Source organism: Pantoea sp. F_5, from assembly GCF_008631595.1.
Lineage (GTDB): Bacteria > Pseudomonadota > Gammaproteobacteria > Enterobacterales > Enterobacteriaceae > Pantoea > Pantoea gossypiicola.
Window position 1 is genome coordinate 46,670 of the sequence record NZ_VWUO01000021.1, and the last position, 18,939, is coordinate 65,608.

The 18,939-nt window shown below is 56.0% G+C and carries 17 protein-coding genes; 9 read left to right on the forward strand and 8 right to left on the reverse strand.

Annotated elements, in window-relative coordinates; all coding sequences use genetic code 11:
* The first annotated feature begins 9 nt into the window (after window positions 1-9).
* The 4 genes from F3I44_RS20790 (at window position 10) to F3I44_RS20805 (ending at window position 4,618) form a co-directional block, all read left to right on the forward strand.
* The gene (locus F3I44_RS20790; protein WP_150011415.1) at window positions 10-912 is read left to right on the forward strand and encodes a LysR family transcriptional regulator; all 903 of its coding nucleotides are present in this window, start codon (window positions 10-12) and stop codon (window positions 910-912) included.
* A 320-nt stretch (window positions 913-1,232) separates the two neighbouring features.
* The gene (locus F3I44_RS20795) at window positions 1,233-2,675 is read left to right on the forward strand and encodes a sugar porter family MFS transporter (RefSeq protein WP_150011413.1); all 1,443 of its coding nucleotides are present in this window, start codon (window positions 1,233-1,235) and stop codon (window positions 2,673-2,675) included.
* Window positions 2,676-2,769: 94 nt separating this feature from the next.
* Window positions 2,770-3,597: a TIM barrel protein gene (locus tag F3I44_RS20800; RefSeq protein ID WP_150011411.1), complete on the forward strand. Its 828-nt coding sequence runs from the start codon at window positions 2,770-2,772 to the stop codon at window positions 3,595-3,597.
* Between the two features lie 10 nt (window positions 3,598-3,607).
* Window positions 3,608-4,618 carry a Gfo/Idh/MocA family protein gene (locus tag F3I44_RS20805; RefSeq protein WP_150011409.1) on the forward strand — a complete coding sequence of 337 codons (1,011 nt, stop codon included), beginning with the start codon at window positions 3,608-3,610 and terminating at the stop codon, window positions 4,616-4,618.
* A gap of 134 nt (window positions 4,619-4,752) precedes the next feature.
* Here F3I44_RS20805 and F3I44_RS20810 read toward each other — a convergent pair whose 3' ends face one another.
* The 4 genes from F3I44_RS20810 to malT all read right to left on the reverse strand — a co-directional run bounded on the left by F3I44_RS20810 (window position 4,753) and on the right by malT (window position 10,062).
* Window positions 4,753-5,226, reverse strand: a complete 474-nt coding sequence (locus tag F3I44_RS20810) for an OmpA family protein (protein WP_150011407.1) — start codon at window positions 5,224-5,226, stop codon at window positions 4,753-4,755.
* A 2-nt stretch (window positions 5,227-5,228) separates the two neighbouring features.
* A complete protein-coding gene (locus F3I44_RS20815) occupies window positions 5,229-6,437 on the reverse strand; it encodes a diguanylate cyclase domain-containing protein (protein ID WP_150011405.1) in 1,209 nt (402 codons plus the stop codon).
* Window position 6,438: 1 nt separating this feature from the next.
* Entirely contained in the window at window positions 6,439-6,999 is a 561-nt protein-coding gene (locus F3I44_RS20820) for a YfiR family protein (RefSeq protein WP_150011403.1), read from the reverse strand.
* Between the two features lie 360 nt (window positions 7,000-7,359).
* Window positions 7,360-10,062, reverse strand: coding sequence for an HTH-type transcriptional regulator MalT (gene malT / locus F3I44_RS20825; RefSeq protein WP_150011401.1), 2,703 nt, complete (start codon window positions 10,060-10,062; stop codon window positions 7,360-7,362).
* Window positions 10,063-10,344: 282 nt separating this feature from the next.
* Here malT and malP point away from each other — a divergent pair, with 282 nt between their 5' ends.
* Together malP and malQ are read left to right on the forward strand one after the other, a co-directional pair.
* Entirely contained in the window at window positions 10,345-12,747 is a 2,403-nt protein-coding gene (gene malP / locus F3I44_RS20830) for a maltodextrin phosphorylase (protein WP_150011399.1), read from the forward strand.
* 8 nt (window positions 12,748-12,755) lie between these two features.
* Window positions 12,756-14,822: a 4-alpha-glucanotransferase gene (gene malQ, locus F3I44_RS20835; protein ID WP_150011397.1), complete on the forward strand. Its 2,067-nt coding sequence runs from the start codon at window positions 12,756-12,758 to the stop codon at window positions 14,820-14,822.
* Between the two features lie 164 nt (window positions 14,823-14,986).
* On the opposite strand, the gene F3I44_RS20840 is transcribed toward malQ, so the two are convergent.
* The 3 genes from F3I44_RS20840 to F3I44_RS20850 all read right to left on the reverse strand — a co-directional run bounded on the left by F3I44_RS20840 (window position 14,987) and on the right by F3I44_RS20850 (window position 16,780).
* A complete protein-coding gene (locus tag F3I44_RS20840) occupies window positions 14,987-15,370 on the reverse strand; it encodes a type II toxin-antitoxin system death-on-curing family toxin (RefSeq protein ID WP_150011395.1) in 384 nt (127 codons plus the stop codon).
* Window positions 15,367-15,588, reverse strand: a complete 222-nt coding sequence (locus F3I44_RS20845; RefSeq protein WP_150011393.1) for a type II toxin-antitoxin system Phd/YefM family antitoxin — start codon at window positions 15,586-15,588, stop codon at window positions 15,367-15,369. Before F3I44_RS20845 ends, F3I44_RS20840 begins: the two co-directional genes overlap by 4 nt.
* A gap of 181 nt (window positions 15,589-15,769) precedes the next feature.
* Window positions 15,770-16,780 (reverse strand): GlxA family transcriptional regulator, encoded by a 1,011-nt coding sequence (locus F3I44_RS20850; protein WP_150011765.1) that lies wholly within the window; start codon window positions 16,778-16,780, stop codon window positions 15,770-15,772.
* 159 nt (window positions 16,781-16,939) lie between these two features.
* Between F3I44_RS20850 and F3I44_RS20855 the strand changes: the two genes are divergently transcribed.
* The 3 genes from F3I44_RS20855 to F3I44_RS20865 are packed head-to-tail and all read left to right on the forward strand — an operon-like array spanning window position 16,940 to window position 18,683.
* The gene (locus tag F3I44_RS20855; RefSeq protein WP_150011391.1) at window positions 16,940-17,695 is read left to right on the forward strand and encodes an alpha/beta hydrolase; all 756 of its coding nucleotides are present in this window, start codon (window positions 16,940-16,942) and stop codon (window positions 17,693-17,695) included.
* A 37-nt stretch (window positions 17,696-17,732) separates the two neighbouring features.
* Window positions 17,733-18,356, forward strand: coding sequence for an FMN-dependent NADH-azoreductase (locus F3I44_RS20860; protein WP_150019605.1), 624 nt, complete (start codon window positions 17,733-17,735; stop codon window positions 18,354-18,356).
* A gap of 9 nt (window positions 18,357-18,365) precedes the next feature.
* The gene (locus tag F3I44_RS20865) at window positions 18,366-18,683 is read left to right on the forward strand and encodes a YciI family protein (RefSeq protein WP_190285926.1); all 318 of its coding nucleotides are present in this window, start codon (window positions 18,366-18,368) and stop codon (window positions 18,681-18,683) included.
* A gap of 129 nt (window positions 18,684-18,812) precedes the next feature.
* Here F3I44_RS20865 and F3I44_RS20870 read toward each other — a convergent pair.
* Window positions 18,813-18,939, reverse strand: a 127-nt coding sequence (locus F3I44_RS20870) for an integrase core domain-containing protein (RefSeq protein ID WP_150019289.1), incomplete at its 5' end; no start/stop codon positions are given.

Sequence of the window (18,939 nt, forward strand, 5' to 3'; positions counted from 1 at the left end):
CACTAATCCATGCACGATCATCGCCTCAAAGATATTCTGCCGTTTGTCGCCAGCGTGGAGTGTGGCAGCTTCACCGCCGCGGCTGAACGTCTGCACGTGACCGGCTCGGCGGTCAGCAAAAGCGTCAGCCGTCTGGAGACGCGCTTAGGCTCGCGGCTGCTGGAGCGCACCACACGTAGCCTGAATCTGACCGACGCGGGCAGCGCCTATTATCAGACCTGTCTGCGGGTTCTGGAGGATCTGGCCGAAGCCGAAGCGGTACTGGCGGCTCAGCGCACCATTCCTTCCGGCCGGCTGCGCCTGGCGGTACCCACCACCTATGGCCGCCTCAACGTCATGCCGCTGCTGATGCCCTTCTGCCAGCAAAATCCGGAGCTGGCACTGAGCCTGAGTTTGTCCGATCGCTTTGTTGACCTGTTTGAGGAAGGCGTGGATGTGGCGGTTCGGATTGGCGGTGCGCCCGACCTTCCCGCGTCGCTGGGCTGGCGTAACATGGGTCGCGAGAAGATGCAGTTCTGCGCCTCTCCCGCTTATCTGACCCGCGAGGGGCGTCCGGAGAATGAGTCAGCGTTGCTGAACCATCCCGCCATTCTTTATGAGCGCGTGGATGGCACAACCAAACCCTGGCTGTTTACTACCGAAGATGGTCAGCCCCACTGGCGCGACGTTTCCTACCGGCTGGCGCTGGGCGACGTCGATGCACAGCTTCAGGCAGTCATTGCCGGGCTGGGTGTCGCGCAGATGCCCTCCTGGCTGATTCAGCGCGCCGTGGCAGCAGGTGAACTGGAGATTATTTTGCCGGCGTTGCAGCCCGACGGTCTGACGCTGAGCGTGGTGTGGCCACGACGCAAACAGTTCCTGCCTAAAGTCGATGCGCTCTTGTCGGCGCTAAGTGTCCTCGCCATTCGCTGACACCGGCCTGTTTCTGATTACTGCGGTCAGGATATTTCATTCTGGCCCTTTTTATTTTCTTTTTACGGACGTGCATTCCTCTCCGTTCTTCCCCGTCTGAAATACCTCAATCTGGTATTAACCCAAATAATCCCCTTAAGTTTAAAGGGTTTATTTTCGATTTGATGGAATCCCATCAAAATAAAAATGGCGGAAGGCTTGAGCTCACATAATGAAAACTAAGTTTCAAATATAATTTAACCCGAAATAAAAATACCAGTAGGGTGATGGCTTCTTCATGTTCTGACGTTTTGTCTTTGTTGTTATTACCAGGAGTATTCATGGAAAAAGAACTTTATATCTCGTCGAACCCGGCCTCCGGTCCGAATAGCGCCACCCGCACCGAGCCTTTTGTGAAGATTATTGCGCTGGTCGCCACCCTGGGTGGATTGCTGTTTGGTTATGACACGGGCGTAGTCTCGGGCGCGCTACTGTTTATGCGTGGCGATTTGCATCTCACCCCTTTTACGACCGGGCTGGTCACCAGCTCCCTGCTGTTTGGTGCCGCCTTTGGCGCGCTGGCGGCCGGTCACCTGGCAGATGGCCTGGGCAGACGTCGCATCATCATTGCGCTGGCACTGATTTTCGCCTTTGGCGCTGTCGGCTCCGCCCTGGCACCGGATGTCACCTGGATGATCGCCTCACGCCTGTTCCTGGGCTTTGCCGTGGGCGGTGCCGCAGCCACCGTGCCAGTCTATATCGCAGAGATCGCCCCTGCCAATAAACGCGGCCAGCTGGTCACCCTGCAGGAGCTGATGATCGTCAGCGGTCAGCTGCTGGCATACATCTCAAACGCCACCTTTAACGATATCTGGGGCGGTGAAAATACCTGGCGCTGGATGCTGGCGCTGTCGATCGTTCCCGCCGTTCTGCTCTGGATCGGCATGATATTTATGCCTGAAACCCCGCGCTGGCATGTGATGAAAGGCCGCAGTCAGGCTGCGCGTGAGGTGCTGGAAAAAACCCGCGCCGCTGAAGATGTGGAGTGGGAACTGGAAGAAATTGAAGAAACCATCGAAGAGAACCGTCAGCAAGGTAAAGGCCGCCTGCGCGACCTCGCGACGCCCTGGCTGATGAAAATCTTCCTGCTGGGCGTGGGTATCGCCGCGATTCAGCAGCTGACCGGCGTCAATACCATCATGTATTACGCGCCCACCATGCTGACCGCCGCCGGACTCAGCAACGATGCCGCGCTGTTTGCCACCATTGCTAATGGTGTGATTTCGGTGGTGATGACGCTGGTGGGTATCTGGCTAATCGGCAAAACGGGACGTCGCCCGCTGGTTTTAATCGGGCAAATGGGCTGCACCTGCTGCCTGTTCTTTATCGGGCTGGTCTGCTGGCTGATGCCGGAATACATCAATGGCGCGGTCAACCTGCTGCGGGCTTATCTGGTGCTGGCGGGCATGCTGATGTTTCTCTGCTTCCAGCAGGGCGCACTGTCACCGGTCACCTGGCTGTTGCTGTCGGAAATTTTCCCGGCCAGGATGCGCGGCATCTGCATGGGCGGCGCGGTCTTCTCGTTGTGGATTGCGAATTTTGCCATCTCAATGGCCTTCCCGCTGTTATTAGCGGCATTCGGTCTGGCCGGTGCCTTCTTTATATTCGCCCTGATAGGCATCGGCGGTTCTGTATTTGTTGTGAAGCTTATTCCCGAGACCCGGGGAAGAAGTCTTGAGCAGGTCGAGCACTATTTCTATGCGCTCTATAACGGCAAAAAATAATCTTTGCCTGCTCTGTATTAAATAACGGCCCGCGTCATGAGGCATGACGACCCGACCGCCCTTAGCACTGCACCCATAATTTAAGGAAAATGTTATGAGCCTGAATATTCCCAATGCACGCTTTTGCGTCAATCGTAAAATAGCGCCCAGCCTGAGTATCCCGCAGTTTTTTAAACTGGTCAGCCAGCTCGGCATTCACAACGTCGAATTGCGCAATGATATGCCCAGCGGACGCGTCACCGACGATCTCAGCGGTGATGAGGTAAAAGCGCTGGCACGCGAGTCAGGCATCCGGATTGTCACCATCAATGCGCTCTACCCGTTTAACCAACTGAATGAAGAGGTGCTGCAACGCGCCCGCCAGCTGTTAAGCGATGCGCAGGCTGTCGGCGCAGAATCACTGGTGCTCTGCCCGCTTAATGACGGTACGCCCATCAGCGCCGCCGACACTATTAGCGCGCTGAAAACGCTGGCCCCGCTGTTCGCAGACGCAGGCATTCAGGGGCTGGTTGAGCCGCTCGGCTTTCCACAAAGCTCACTGCGTTCAGCAACCCAGGCGCAGACGCTAATCCGCGAAGCGGGCGTGCCATTCCGCTTGCTGATCGACACCTTCCATCATCATCTGTTTGAGGATGCGGAGCAGACCTTTGAGCAGGAAATCGACATTCAGCAAATCGGTCTGGTTCACCTCTCCGGCGTCACCGATCCGCGCCCGGTCAGCGAACTCACCGACGAAGAGCGCATCATGCTCACCGCAGATGACAGATTGCGCAGCAAACAACAGGTAGAGCGGCTGGAGAAGATGGGCTACACCGGCCTTTATGCCTTTGAGCCGTTCTCATCCGTGATGAGCAGCTGGCAGGAAGCGGACATCAGCCGCGAAATTCGCAACAGCATCCAGCTGTTAAATCACTCAGCGTAAGGTAATCATCATGACAATTAACATTGGTGTTATCGGCACCGGCGCAATAGGCCGCGAACATATCCGCCGTTGCAGCACCGTTTTACAGAATGCACGCGTGGTGGCACTCAACGACATCAACCGCGATAACTGCCAGCAGATTGTTGACGAACTGACGCCGGAAGCGCGCATTTATGACAATGCGATTGATCTGATCAACGACCCGCAGGTTAACGCGGTGCTGGTTACTTCCTGGGGTCCGACGCACGAAGCCTTTGTGCTGGCCTGTATCGAGGCGGGTAAAGCGGTGTTCTGTGAAAAACCGCTGGCCGTTACCGCACAGGGCTGCATGAATATTGTGGAAGCAGAGATCAACGCAGGGCGGCAGCTGGTGCAGGTCGGCTTTATGCGCCCTTATGACAGCGGCTATCGTGCACTGAAAGCGGTGATCGACAGCGGCGAAATTGGTGAGCCTTTAATGCTGCACTGCGCGCACCGCAATCCGGAAGTGGGCGACAGCTACACCACCGATATGGCGATCACTGACACATTGATCCATGAACTGGACGTGCTGCGCTGGCTGCTGAATGATGACTATGCCAGCGTTCAGGTGATCTTCCCGCGCAAAACCCGTAAGGCGTCGTCCCACCTGCGCGATCCGCAAATCGTGCTGCTGGAGACCACCAAAGGCGCACGCATTGATGTCGAAATTTTCGTGAACTGTGAATATGGTTACGACATACAGTGTGAAGTAGTGGGTGAAAGCGGCATTGCCCGCCTGCCGGAACCGGTTTCGGTGCAACTGCGCAGCGCGGCAAAGCTCTCAACGACCATTCTGACGGACTGGAAAAAGCGCTTTATTGATGCCTATGACGTGGAGTTGCAGGCCTTTATCAACAACGTCATCAGCGGTGAGATGACCGGTCCCTCCGCGTGGGATGGCTATGCCGCTGCCGTAGCCGCCGATGCCTGCGTCGCGGCGCAAACGTCAGGCGGGATCGTGCCGGTTACTATGCCAGCCAGACCCGCCTTTTATCGCTGACAGGCAAAATGCACGGTGGATCCCACCGTGCACTCCGCTATCCCGGCCCCCTTTTCAGCGACGCTAACCGCTATGGATAAGCAGGCGATCCGCTATGTTAAAGGCGGGCCGTAAAATTACGCGACCGCTGAAAATTACGGCGCGGTGATGACAATGGCCACGCGCCGGTTCTGCGCACGCCCCTGCGCACTATTGTTGCTGGCAACTGGTGCACTCATGCCCAATCCACGCGTCACAACATTTTCACGCGGTATTGCCGCCCCTTCCGCCCACTGAGCCGCGACCGCGTTCGCTCTTTTCAACGACAGCTGCTGGTTATAATCCGTCTTGCCGTAATTGTCGGTGTGCCCATCTATGCGGACATGCTCAATACCGGTCGACGCCAGACTTTTCGCCATCCCCTGAATGGTGAGCTTACTGGAGGGTGTCAGCTCTGATTCATTTACACCAAACAGGATCTTATCAGATAAGCCTAATCCCCAGCCTTCCATGTTCTGCGTGAATCCGGCGCTTTTCATCGCTGCGATTTGCGCGTCGCTAAAACGCGCTTTTGACTGACAACCGACCAGCGCCAGCGTAACCAATAGCAGGGAAAGGTTTTTTTTCATATTCACGCCCTATTTTTTCGCTTGTTTTTATACATATTCATATCAGCACGTTCGAGAATCGATTCAACCGTATCACCAGGCTGTGACCAGGCGTAGCCAATGGTCACCGAGGTCGTAACAGGCATATTATCTGTAATAAGAATGTGTTCCCTGAGAGCGTTATGAATGCCCTGCATGAGCTGCTGTAATTGCGCCTCACTCGTCCGGCTGCTGACCAGCATGGCAAATTCATCGCCCCCTAATCGCGCGACGACATCCTGTTCAGACGCCAGCGATAAAAGACGCGATCCTATCGCTTTTAATACCTCATCTCCGGCGGCATGGCCCCAGTTATCATTGATGCTCTTGAAGCGATCGCCATCCAGAAACAGCAGCGCAAAACGCTCGTGATTGTCTGGCTGATCAAGACGCTGTGTCAGGCGAGCAGAGAAGGCGCTGCGGTTGGCAAGACCGGTCAGCGGATCGGACAGTGCTTTAGCTGCCAGCGAGCGATTGTCACGCATCAGCGACGCCTTCAGTGATTGCATTTCCATCAGCAGGGAATTGAGGTCATCTGAAAAGAGCTGAAATTCTCTGATTGGGCCACCCGGAATACGCAGGGAAAAATCACCTGAATGAATCACATAGTGAATTGAACTGGTAATGGTGCGGAGCGACGCAATGATACCCCGATGCAGAAATTCACTCAGCATGAGTGAAATAATCAGCACGCAGAGCATCCCAACGGAGAGGATCATAAATGAGTATTGGAGGAAACTCACCGCGCCGGTTACGGTGCCTTCCAGTATTAGCGTGCCAACAGCCGCGTCAGCATGAAGAATATCAACGTTAAGCGGTTTGTGATAAATCCACTCACGCAGCAACCGCGAAAACCATCCCGTCTGTTCCCGCTGTGCAATCCACTGGACCAGAACCATCTGATCCCGTGTAACCAGCTTCGCAGAAGCGTACATGCCTTCATTGCCAAGCCGTTCGATTTTATTACGCGCATCGTAGCTGTCGGCAAAAACGGTTGCCGCGGTGAGCGTAGTACTTAGGGTCGAGCCGATTAATTCGAGGTTTCGTTTCTCATAATTTTTAATAAAAAGCAGCGACGTCGATGAGAGCAACAGCCAGCACAACAGTAATATCACCGCCGAATTGATGGTGCTTATTTTGCGCAGTTTATTGCGGATGGATGATTTATCGTGCTTTAGTTTATCGAATTTCATTTCATTCACTTCCCTCGCGGGAGAGCAAAAGTACTTCCGGATTCACTCTGACACCGCTTCTGGCAAGTGAATCGAGATTAACGGAAAAGTGCGTATGGTCAGGTTGAAAAATCAGGCAAAAAGCGGCACCCAGCGTGCACTCCGCATTGTTCTCTGCAAGGGTAAGCACCGCTCTTCCTTTAAACTTCTCAATAATGTCCACCTGCTGCTGCGGTGTCTGATCGCCAAAATAAATGGCATCGCATCGATGCATTGCAGAATCACCTGCGCCCGCAAGATAGACAACGGTGAATGTCGCTGCCGCAGCGGTGCTGTTTTCCGGCAAAGAGAGATGGCGTGCTGAAGTAAAAACACATAATTCAGGCGGCTTATTTAAATTTTGCCAGTGGGCGAAACTGATGATGCCGCTGACGATACGATTAGCTTTGTCATCCTTTATTCCGGCCAGCGCAATAGTGGGATGAAGACACAGCAGAATAAATAGCGTCAGGACGATCTGGCAGATGCGGCGCAGCAGAAGCAGCACATCTACGTTGTGATGAAGGTGATATTTATCGGTCATAATGCGTTCCGGTAATACTACGCACGGCAGGAGAGCTGAATAAGCGCGCAAATATTAACATAGCGCGGGTTACGCTTGCACACAGAATTTTCTTAGCTATAGATCATTCTGCTTATACTTTCAGACAGGCTCATTCACGGAATATTCGTTGGTCGTAACGGCTTTTGATAGCGAAGGCCGAGAGAGGATTAACTTACTTCACCGGCTTTTTCTGGTGGGTGATTACGTCTCTCTTTTAGTGAAGCAATCCGCTCAGCTGTTCGTTTTAAGGCGCAGACTGAATTAAGACGCCTGTAATAACGTGATGCTGATAATGCATCGCCAGCGATATTCCGCAATTAACCTGTCCACCCAATACCCTCAGACATACCCCATCATTTTCAGCAGCGACTGCACCTGATTCATCGCTTCGCTGCGATGTGACACGCCCAGTTTCTGATAGAGATTGCGGATATGGGTTTTGATCGTGGTAGACGCCACCGCCAGCTCACCGGCAATCTGATCGTTGCTGTAGCCCGAATAGATTAACCCCAGCACCTGCCATTCGCGCTGCGTCAGCGGGCTGGTGCGGATCAGCTCCGGCACGTCAGGATGGTTAAGCAACCGGCTGACAAAGCCTTCATCGAAATGGGCGAACTTGTGACGGTGATATTTGTTGATCTCCAGCAGAATGCGGCGGGCGCGGTGGCTGTCCAGCTCATTCAGGGTATTAAGCTGTATCAGCTGCCGCAGCTGCTGCGCCATCATCTCGCCTTCAATGACAAAATGGCTGATAAAGCCGGTGCTGCGCGCCAGTTTCAGTGCTTCAATCAGCACGCGCTGTGCCTCCGCTTTGCGGTCGGTCTGCCAGTAGATCTGATTGAGCAGCAGCAGATTACGGTTTAAGTCGCTCATCAGGCGCAGGCCGCGGGCATTTTCATTCAGCTCCTCCAGCACCACTTCAGCCTGACTGACATCACCCAGCAGAATCTGCGCGCGGGCAATGTTCCGCCACTGTCCCTGCAGAAAATGGTTGTTGGCGAAGGCGGGCTTGGGCGTCTGCCGCATCCAGTCGCGGGCATTCTGGCTTTCGCCCGTCATCTGCCAGTAAATCACCCGGACTTTATCGGCATTGGCGATCCAGTCGCTGTGCCAGTTACCATTATTCAGCAGGTTTTCCAGACGGTTCAGATAGCTGCGGGCGTTATCCAGATTGCCGCGCGCCAGCGAGCACTGCACCAGCAATCCCAGACACTGAATCTGCTGCTGCGGCTGGTAACCATTCAGCACCTTGATGCCTTCGCGCGCCGCCTGCTCCGCTTCTTCAAGCCGGCCCCAGGCCCACAGCAGCTGAGCGCGAATGCGCAGCAGAAACTCATGCAGCGGGAACTGCGCCAGATGCTGCTCTTCCACCAGCACAAAGGCGCGGCTCTGGATCTCATAAGCAGCCTGCAAAAAGCCCTGCGCAAACAGAATTTCGCTCTGCTGAATCAGGCTCCAGAGCGCGTAGTGCCACACTTCATCGCGACGCGCCATCTGTTCGGTCTGCCGCATCAGCTTGAGTGAATCGTCCAGTTCGCCTTTGCAGTGCATCACCTCGCCATGCACCGAGGTTGCCACAATGCGGCTGTAGTGACGGCTGGCTGGCAGGGTATCAAGCGCCACTTTCGCCAGCCGCTCCGCTTCATCAGTATTGCCATCGTTGATCGCCACCTGAGCGCGCAACGCATTAAATTCACCGCGCAGTGCCGCGTCAATCTCGCAGTGACTGGCCTGCTCAAAACGCGCCAGCAGGCTGTCGACTTCTGAGAAGCGATGCTGAGTCTGCATCAGCCAAGCCTGTAATAGCACCAGCATCGGGTTGTCGAGCATCATCTCCCACGGCAGCGCTTTCAGGGAGTTCTCCAGCAGCGGCAGCTCACTTTGATTAAACAGCGTCCAGGCGTGCTTCAGCAGCACGTCCCGCAGCATGGTCGCGTCGCCCGAGGCAAGCGCATGGTGAATCGCCTCGCCCGGGAAGCCCTGCGCCATCCAGCTCTCGGCTGCGGCCCGATGCAGCGCAGGCAGTTCTGCCGCCAGTTCCCACTGACAGCGCTGACGCAGGAAGTTGCCAAACAGCGGATGGTAGCTGAACCAGCAGCCGGAATCGTCCATACGCTGCAGAAACAGACCCTGGCGCTCGATCTCCTCCAGCCGCATCTGACCGTTCTCTTCGCGGGTCACGCAGGCGATCAGTTCATCATTCATTGAGCGCAGCAGCGCGGTTTTTAGTAAGAAATGGCGGGTCGGCAGATCGACGTTATCCAGCACTTCTTCCACCAGATAGTCGGCGAGATGGCTGGCATTAATGCCGGAGAGACGCCGGGCGGAATGCTGAGCCGAACTGGCTCCCTGACGTGCCGACAAAACAATTAACTGCAGCGCCGTCGCCCAGCCTGCGACATCATCACAGAGGCGACTACTCTCTTCGCTTTCCAGCGGGGCCGCCAGACGGCAGTCAAAAAACTGGCGCGCTTCCTGATGGGTGAACGCCAGCTGCTGACTGCCCAGCTCGATCAGTTGCTCTCGCACCCGCAGGTTCGCGATACCGAGCTGCGGCAGGTTACGTGACATCAGAATCAGGGTCAGATTTTCAGGCTGATGACGCAGGAAAAAGCGCATCGCGTCGTGAATGACCGGATTGGTGATTAGATGGTAGTCATCAACGATCAGCCACAGCGGCTGCTGCCACTCCACCAGCTCGATAAAGAGCTGGGAAAACAGCGCATTGAGATTCACATATTGCCGCTTCTGCGCCAGCAGCTCACTGCGGGGACAGCCGCCGTGCGTCGCCTGTTGCAGTGCCGCGATCAGGTAATCGGCGAAGCGTTCCGGCTGATTATCGCCCTCATCCAGAGAAACCCAGCCCAGGTCGCTTTTCCCCGCCGCCCACTGCGATACCAGTGTGGTTTTACCGTAGCCCGCAGGACTGGTCACCAGCACCAGCCGATAGTTACCGGCAGCGGTGAGCTTTTGCAGCAATCTCTCGCGGATCACGGTGCCTTCAAGACGCACCGGGCGACTGAGTTTGGCGGGTATTAACATGGGCGCGCGTTTCTCCATTTGTCGAGCGCATCATTATTTTACGCTTCGTAATTATTCCTTACACAGGTTCAGCATTTCGTCAGATGAATGCAAGCAAACCCATTAATTAAACTTTACAAAAGCGTGCGCAATCACACTCCTGTGATGATTTCGGATTAGCCTCATCCTCTCCACCCTCCCTATCCTCCTGCCCTAATTCTTTTCAGGAGGATGAGCAATGATTTTCGCCCGGGCAGACTGTCGCCACATTGACCCATTTTCTGTTTTTACAGGACATCAATCATGACACAGCCCGATTTCAATCCGACTCAGTTCAACGCTGCCCTGACCCGTCAGTGGCAACGTTTTGGCCTGCGCGATGCGCAGGAGATGACCCACGCACAGTGGTGGCAGGCACTCAGTGGTGCGCTGGCCGATATGCTGGCCGCACAACCCGCTCACCCGGCCCCGACAGACCTCCGCCATGTTAACTACCTGTCGATGGAGTTTCTGATCGGTCGCCTGACTGGCAACAACCTGCTGAACCTGGGCTGGTATGACGCGGTTAATGACGCACTGTCGGCCTGGAACATTTCACTGACCGACGTGCTGGAAAACGAAACGGATCCGGCGCTGGGCAACGGCGGCCTCGGTCGTCTGGCGGCCTGCTTCCTGGATTCCATGGCGAACGTGGGTCAGCCTGCGACGGGCTACGGTCTGAACTATCAGTACGGTCTGTTCCGCCAGCGCTTCGAACAGGGCGCACAGGTTGAAGGTCCGGATGACTGGCAGCGCGATCGCTACCCGTGGTTTAACCACAACGCCGCGCTGAATGTGCGGGTCGGGCTGGGCGGTAAAGTGGTGACCGTTGACGGGAATCCGCAATGGCAACCGGCGTTTGAACTGGTTGGTGAAGCCTGGGATCTGCCGGTGGTGGGTTTTGAGAATGGCATCAGTCAGCCACTGCGTCTGTGGCAGGCGAAACATGCGCAGCCGTTTAATCTGGGTCGTTTTAACGATGGCGACTTTCTGCGCGCGGAGCAACAGGGTATTGATGCAGAAAAACTGACCAAAGTCCTTTACCCCAATGACAATCATCAGAACGGTAAAAAACTGCGTCTGATGCAGCAATATTTCCAGTGCGCCTGCGCGCTGGCTGACATTCTGCGTCGTCATCATCTGGCCGGACGCCACATCGAAACCCTGGCCGATCACGAAGTGATCCAGCTGAACGACACCCATCCGACGCTGGCAATCCCGGAACTCATGCGTCTGCTGCTGGATGAGCATCGGCTGAGCTGGGATCGCGCCTGGCAGATTACGCAACACACCTTCGCCTATACCAACCACACCCTGATGCCAGAAGCGCTGGAGTGCTGGGATGTAAGGCTGGTGCGCAGCCTGCTGCCACGCCATATGATGATTATTAACACTCTGAACGCGCAGCTGAAAACGGCTGTCACGGCGCGCTGGCCGGATGATGACGCGAAATGGGCGAAACTGGCGCTGGTGCATAATAACCAGCTGCGGATGGCCAATCTTTGCGTCACCAGCGGCTTTGCCGTTAACGGCGTGGCGGCGCTGCACTCGAAACTGGTCGTACAGGATCTCTTCCCGGAGTATCACCAGCTGTGGCCGGAGAAGTTCCATAATGTCACTAACGGCATTACGCCGCGCCGCTGGATCAATCAGTGCAACCCGGCACTGAGTGCGCTGATCACCCGAACGCTCAACAAGCCGTGGCTGAACAATCTCGATGCCCTGCAGGGACTGGAAGCCTTTGCGGATGACGCCGCGTTCCGCGCGGAATATCGTGCCATCAAGCAGCAGAACAAACAGGCGCTGGTCGGCTGGATAAAAAACCGCACCGGTATCGAAATTGACCCGACCGCGTTATTTGATGTGCAGATTAAGCGCCTGCATGAGTACAAACGTCAGCATCTCAGCCTGCTGCACATCATTGCGCTGTGGCAAACGCTGGTCACCGATCCACAGGCGAACCGTGCGCCGCGCGTGGTGCTGTTTGGTGCCAAAGCCGCGCCGGGCTATGCGCTGGCAAAAAATATCATCTACGCCATCAACAAAGTGGCTGAGGTGATTAATCAGGATCCGCGTATTGGTGACCGCCTGAAAGTGGTGTTTATTCCCGATTACAACGTTTCTGTCGCCGAGCGGCTGATTCCGGCCGCTGACCTCTCCGAACAAATTTCTACCGCCGGTAAAGAGGCCTCCGGCACCGGTAACATGAAGCTGGCGCTTAACGGCGCGCTGACCATCGGCACACTGGATGGCGCGAACGTTGAGATCGCTGAGCAGGTCGGCAGCGAGAACATTTTTATCTTCGGACACACCGTGGAACAGGTGAAGGCGTTAAAAGCAGAGGGCTATGCCCCGGCGCAGTGGCGCAAAAAAGATGCGCAGCTCAATCGGGTTTTACAGGCGCTGGAAGAGGGTACCTTCAGCCAGGGCGACCTCCACGCGTTTGACGCGATGCTGCACAGCCTCGGTCCGGAAGGGGGCGATCCTTATCTGGTGCTGGCTGACTTCCAGCCCTACCTGGACGCGCAGGCGCAGGTTGAACTGCTGTGGAGCGATCAGGAAGCCTGGACGCGTGCCACCATCCTGAATACCGCGCGCTGTGGCATGTTCAGCTCCGATCGCGCAATCCGCAATTACCAGCAGCGCATCTGGCAAGCGAAACGCTAAGGAACGCCATGAAAGTTTTGGACGATTTTTCGCTGGCAGGCATCGCCGCTGAGTATATCAATGCGCACGGTATGCCACAGGCGATCCCGGCCCTGACCCGCCAGCGTTTGCTGGCGGTGATGCAGCCTCCCCATCCACTCAGCACGCCGCTGCCACCGGCGGTTATTTTTCGCAGCGGCGAGTCGCTCAGCCTCTCGCCGCAGCTGAGCGACGATGCCCACTGGCATCTCATCAGCGAGGCGGGTGAGATCAGCTCCGGTCGCTGCCAGCCCGCCCAGCCGCTGCATCTGCCGCCGCTGCCCGAAGGCTATCATCAGCTGACGCTGCAACAGGGCGCGCAGCAGTGGTCATGCCGGGTAATTATTACCCCCGCCCGCTGTTATGAACCCCCTCAACTGCTGGCGGGGGAGTCCTTGTGGGGAGCCTGCGTGCAGCTCTATACCCTGCGCTCGGCAGAGAACTGGGGCATTGGCGACTTTGGCGATCTGCGCCGGATGTTGCCAGAAGTGTCCGCACGCGGCGGCGCGTTTATCGGTCTTAATCCTGTCCATGCGCTGTTTCCCTCGAGTCCGGAGAGCGCCAGTCCTTACAGCCCGTCGTCACGGCGCTGGCTTAATGTGTTGTACATCGATGTAAACGCGGTCGCTGATTTCCAGTTGAGCACGCCCGCTCAGGCCTGGTGGCAACGGCCGGAGACGCAGCAGGCGCTGGAGCAGGCTCGGGCGGCCGAATGGGTCGATTATGCGGCGGTAACCCGGCTGAAGATTCAGGCACTGAGCCTGGCATGGCCGCAGTTTATCCAGCGCGACGCCGCCGATTCTGAGGTGCAGGCGTTTAATGCGTTTATCCGGGAAGGCGGCGAGAGCCTGCTGCACCAGGCGCTGTTTGATGCGCTGCATGCGGATCAGATGGCGCAGGATAGCGGGCGCTGGGGTTGGCCGGTGTGGCCGGAGGCGTTACAGCATCCCGCCAGTCCAGCAGTACAGACGTTTTTAAATCAGCATCAGGATCAGGTGCGTTTCTGGCTCTGGCTGCAGTGGCTGGCCGCGCAGCAGCTTGCCGATTGCTGGAACGTCTGTCAGCAGCAGCAGATGCCGATTGGCCTTTACCGCGATCTGGCAGTAGGCGTCGCCCAGGGTGGCGCAGAGACCTGGAGCGAGCGCGATCTTTACTGCATGGAGGCCAGCATCGGTGCGCCACCCGATATTCTCGGCCCGCGCGGTCAGGACTGGGGATTGCCGCCCATGGATCCGCAGGTAATGCGTCAGCGCGCGTGGGAGCCGTGGATCGCCCTGCTACGCGCCAGTATGCGCCACTGCGGTGCGCTGCGTATCGATCATGTGATGGCGCTGATGCGGCTGTGGTGGATCCCGGCTGGCGAAAGCGCGATGCATGGGGCTTATGTGCACTATCCCATCGACGATCTGCTGGCGATTCTGGCGCTGGAAAGCCAGCGTCATCGCTGCATGGTGATTGGCGAAGATCTCGGCACCGTGCCAGAGGCGATAGTGGATAAACTGCGTGATGGCGGGGTTTACTCCTACAAAGTGCTCTGGTTCGAACAAACCTCAGAAGCCGGTTTTCGCCCGCCCGCCAGCTGGCCACGGCAGGCGATGGCCGTCGCCACCACGCACGATCTCCCGACGCTGCGCGGCTGGTGGCAAAGTGACGATCTGACGACCGGCGCGCAACTCGGTCTCTATCCGGACAAAGTGGTGCTGGCCGGGCTGTATCAGGATCGACGCCAGGCGAAGCAGGCGCTGCTCAACAGTCTGCATCGGGTCGGTGCGCTGCCGAAACGTGCCGGACGCGATGCACGCCGCACCGGGATGAGTAAGGCACTGAATCGGGCGATGCAGCGCTATCTGGCGGACAGCCATAGCGCCCTGCTGGGTCTGCAACCGGAGGACTGGCTGGATATGGCCGCGCCGGTGAATATTCCCGGCACCAGCGACGAATACCCGAACTGGCGGCGCAAGCTGAGCGTGACTGTAGAGGCACTGTTCAGCGATCCGGAAACCGACGTATTGTTAAGGGATTTGACGACTCGCCGTAAGCGTCTGCTGCAGGGTTAAGGCTGGAGTTTAAGATTAAAAAGAACAAACCCCGAAATTTTCGGGGTTTGTTCATTTGATAGCAAATCCTGTCGTCATCATTTACGGACGAAAACCTGCTCCCGGATTATTACTTTTAGTCTGAGAAAATTTCAAACATGCAGGGCTGACAACGAAATTGGCTCTTACGGAGACAAAAACGATAATCGCCGCAATACAGCAGCAATGACCTCAGTCGTAGCTTCACCAGTAGCGGCAGATACCGTTAATTCTTCGAGTTCATTATCTTCATCACGTATAGCTATGCCGTTACGATTCAAAAAAACCATCGTGACGAAAAATGCAGTTCGCTTATTATCATCATTAAAAATGTGTCCCCGGGATATAGCGATGAGGTAGATGGCGGCTAATACAAAAATATCTTCCACACCTTCATAATAGAGCTGGTTCTGTACCCTATAAATGATAGCTTCTGCTCTCTGGGGTTCTGGCATACCCTTGATACCTGGCAGAACAATCAGCAAACGATCATGAAAAGCTATCACCTCCTGAGCGCTAACCCATTTCATCGGTCAGCCAGTGCCTTCACCGTACGTGAATGTCGCCCCATAATGTCGGCAAATTCGGCATCCAGTTTTGCTTCCTGCCAGGCATTAAAATCGTCGCGACTGATAAGTACAGCAGAAGCACCATCGCGCCGGGTTATTTCTACAGGCTCACCGGCCGTTGCTGTGTCCATGACTTCAGCAATGTTTTGTCGGGCCTCAGTGGTGGTGTAACTACGCATGTGACCTCCTGATAGTTTCAATCTGAAATGTACATTACCAGCGTACAATTCTCAATCATCAATGGTTTCCTGCCCGGCAACGTGTTGGCTGCACACGAAGGCCCTGACGACCCGCACTCATGATTTTTAACCACCAAAAAGGTGCGCCAGCGCGCACCAGGGAGGGCTCGCGCCGCCAGCATCAGACCGGCTTGCCGGCATCTGCATTTCTCTCCGTGATCCATTTTCGATACTGCACAGGCGTCATGCCGAGCGCCTGGCTAAACGCCTTACGAAATGCCGTATCCTCTTTGTAGCCACAGTGTGCAGCCACTTCCCGGATATTCGCCTGCGGATTGGCCAGCAACACACAGGCTGACTCTATGCGTACCCGCGTGATAAAGGCTTTTGGCGTCTCCTGCGTGAGCGCCTTGAGTCTGCGTTGCAGAGTGCGCTCAGTGGTGTGCAGGGCGGCCGCCAGTTGCTCGGCGGTAATGGCCGGATTGCGATAACGAATAATCTCTTCTGCGCGCATCAGCAAAGGATGACGGGTATTCACAAAGCCCGGTGGCGCATAAACCTGCTGCGATAAAGGCTGGCTGTCGGCAACAGCCATGTCTGCTGCAAGTTTAGCAATGTCACCACCCGCTTCACGACGAATGATCTGCAACGCCACGCTCACCCACGACAGTGGCCCGCCGGTTGTCAGCACACGCCCATCCTCTTCCATCGCCTTACCCCACACCGGTTTCGCGGCCGGATAACGCTGCTGCAGGGTATGGAACAGCCACCAGGTGGTCGTGCAGTGCTTGCCATTTAACAGGCCTGCCTCGCCCAGCAACAATGCTCCTGCACAGGCTCCCGCTACGCTGGCACCACGCTCATACTGCTGCTTTATCCAGCCTGCGGCCCGGATAAAACCGGGCATATGAACCGGCAGGCGATCCGCGCCCAGCGCCATGCCGGTGGCGACAACGATATCTGGCTGACACACGTCTGCAAAGGCGCAATCCACAGCGATCATCCGGCCCTGCGCATCCCGTACCGGGGCACCATCGGCACTGACAATCTGCACATCAAACAGGTTCCCTGCCGTCCTGGTGGGCTGTTCAGGCTGGTTTTGCACCGCCTGATGGGTCATCCAGAACATATCGGACAAACCCGAGATTGAAGAGTGCAGGCTACCTTCAAGCGCGATGATCGCGATGCGTATTGTCATGAACAGGCGATCCGGTTTGTCGTTTTTTGCATGCTTTTAGTCCCTCTTCTCACCTTACTCAATGTCAGGCAGCTGCTTAGACTGGATTCAACCGCACAGGGGCCAGATAACCCCCTTTCTCACTGCAAAAGATACCGGAAGGAAACAGCATTAATGAAGCGCTTTCGTTCACTCTGTGCCATCACCCTGAGCGCCCTGATGAGTGCGCCCGCGATGGTAAATGCACAAGGCATCACCAACATCGTGCTGGTACATGGCGCATTTGCCGATGGCTCATCCTGGTCAGCGGTGACTGAACGCCTGCAGGCTAAAGGCTATCACGTCACGGCGGTGCAGAATCCCCTGACCTCCCTGCAGGACGATGTTGACGCCACCGAGCGGGTAATCGCCCGGCAGCACGGCGACGTTCTGCTGGTCGGGCACTCCTGGGCGGGTGCTGTGGTGACGGAGGCGGGCAACAATGAAAAGGTACGGGGGATCGTCTATCTCTCGGCGCTGGTACCCGACAGCGGTGAATCGGTCAGCGATCTGTTAAACCGTCTCGGCAGCCCGATGGAGGGTATGACGCCAGACTCGCACGGCCTGATCTGGCTCGACAGCCCGGCGGCATTTCAGCACGTCATGGCGGCGGACGTCGCATCTGATGAAGTACAGAAGCTCGCAGCGGTTCAGCAGCCCATCGCGGCCAGCGCCTTTAATGACAAAATCAAACAGGCGGCCTGGAGAGGTAAACCCTCCTGGTATCTGCTGACTCAAAACGACAATGCCCTGCCCTATAAAGTGCAGAAAAAAATAGCGGCTCAGACTGGCTCTGTGACGAAAACTCTACGCTCCAGCCACCTTTCACTTATTTCGCATCCCGACGACGTTGCCACGTTTATTACAAAAGCGGCAAAAAGCCTGAATTAACCATTCAGTTATTACTACGCCCACACCAGGAGGATTCATGTCCGTTATTCTTCATCTTGATTCCAGTATTTCAAAAAGTGAGTCGGTTACGCGTTTATTATCTGCGGAAATTGTCCGGCAGCTCCAGGCGCGGGACAGCCTTGCCCGCATTCATTATCGCGACCTCACAGAAGATGCCATACCACATTTAACCGGCCCCATTGCTCAGGGGTTCAGGCCGCTGGGTGTTAACGACGCGGATAAAGAGACGCAAAGCCAGCATCGTTTATCGGATGCGCTGGTCAGCGAATTTCTGGCCAGCGACATCATGGTGATAGGCGCGCCGATGTACAACTTTTCCGTTCCCAGCCAGCTCAAGGCCTGGCTGGATCGTCTGGCTCAGCCGGGCAAAACTTTCCGCTACACCGAAAAAGGTCCGGTCGGGCTGGCGGGCGGACGAACGGTGATTGTCGCGTCAGCAAGAGGCGGGTTTTATGAAAACGGCCCCTTCGCTTCAATGGATTTTCAGGAGCGCTATCTCAGTGCGTATTTCGGTTTCCTCGGTATTGAGAAAATTCATTTTATCCGCGCCGAGGGGGCGTCCAAATCTGACGATATCCGTCAGCATGAAATTGAACGGGCGCTGAATGCCATATCTGACGTCGTGGCCGCCGTTAATTAAGGAATGACCATGTTATATTCCATCACACTAAACTATCTGCACAATCAGGATGAACTGGCCCACCATACTATGGGGCATAAAAAATGGCTCGCCGATAATATCGTGGCCGGACATATAATTTTCGCCGGTCCCCGGGTGGATGGAACAGGCGGCTATATCCTGGCGAATTATCCCGACGACGACGCGGTCAAAACAGCGCTCGCTGACGATCCCTTTGTCCGCTATAACCTCGTCAGTGTAGAGGCCGATGCAATTATTGCCGCCATCGGTGCGGAGCCGTTTGCCCGCCACTGGGCAACTGAGGCGGTATCACTCTCCGTAAAATAGCGGTCCGATGAGTTGTTTATCACGCCTTAATAACCCTGCTCCGCTGGTGAAAATCGCCCGGGCAGGGCTGCTGCCTGTCGCCGCCTGAGACGCCTGACTAGTCCTGGCATAGGTTGACACGTTATGCCGTTAAAACGCCTGATGCACTGCATCAGGCGTTTTGTATTTCAGCGACAGATGTGGCCGCTGACTGTTATAGATTTCTACTGACTCTGCCACCATCCTCCCTGCCTGAGCAACATCTTCCGGCCGGGTT

Coding starts and splice junctions, on each gene's coding strand:
- F3I44_RS20790 (WP_150011415.1), top strand. CDS start 10: ATGCACGATCATCGCCTCAAAGATATTCTGCCGTTTGTCGCCAGCGTG.
- F3I44_RS20795 (WP_150011413.1), top strand. CDS start 1,233: ATGGAAAAAGAACTTTATATCTCGTCGAACCCGGCCTCCGGTCCGAAT.
- F3I44_RS20800 (WP_150011411.1), top strand. CDS start 2,770: ATGAGCCTGAATATTCCCAATGCACGCTTTTGCGTCAATCGTAAAATA.
- F3I44_RS20805 (WP_150011409.1), top strand. CDS start 3,608: ATGACAATTAACATTGGTGTTATCGGCACCGGCGCAATAGGCCGCGAA.
- F3I44_RS20810 (WP_150011407.1), bottom strand. CDS start 5,226: ATGAAAAAAAACCTTTCCCTGCTATTGGTTACGCTGGCGCTGGTCGGT.
- F3I44_RS20815 (WP_150011405.1), bottom strand. CDS start 6,437: ATGAAATTCGATAAACTAAAGCACGATAAATCATCCATCCGCAATAAA.
- F3I44_RS20820 (WP_150011403.1), bottom strand. CDS start 6,999: ATGACCGATAAATATCACCTTCATCACAACGTAGATGTGCTGCTTCTG.
- malT (WP_150011401.1), bottom strand. CDS start 10,062: ATGTTAATACCCGCCAAACTCAGTCGCCCGGTGCGTCTTGAAGGCACC.
- malP (WP_150011399.1), top strand. CDS start 10,345: ATGACACAGCCCGATTTCAATCCGACTCAGTTCAACGCTGCCCTGACC.
- malQ (WP_150011397.1), top strand. CDS start 12,756: ATGAAAGTTTTGGACGATTTTTCGCTGGCAGGCATCGCCGCTGAGTAT.
- F3I44_RS20840 (WP_150011395.1), bottom strand. CDS start 15,370: ATGAAATGGGTTAGCGCTCAGGAGGTGATAGCTTTTCATGATCGTTTG.
- F3I44_RS20845 (WP_150011393.1), bottom strand. CDS start 15,588: ATGCGTAGTTACACCACCACTGAGGCCCGACAAAACATTGCTGAAGTC.
- F3I44_RS20855 (WP_150011391.1), top strand. CDS start 16,940: ATGAAGCGCTTTCGTTCACTCTGTGCCATCACCCTGAGCGCCCTGATG.
- F3I44_RS20860 (WP_150019605.1), top strand. CDS start 17,733: ATGTCCGTTATTCTTCATCTTGATTCCAGTATTTCAAAAAGTGAGTCG.
- F3I44_RS20865 (WP_190285926.1), top strand. CDS start 18,366: ATGTTATATTCCATCACACTAAACTATCTGCACAATCAGGATGAACTG.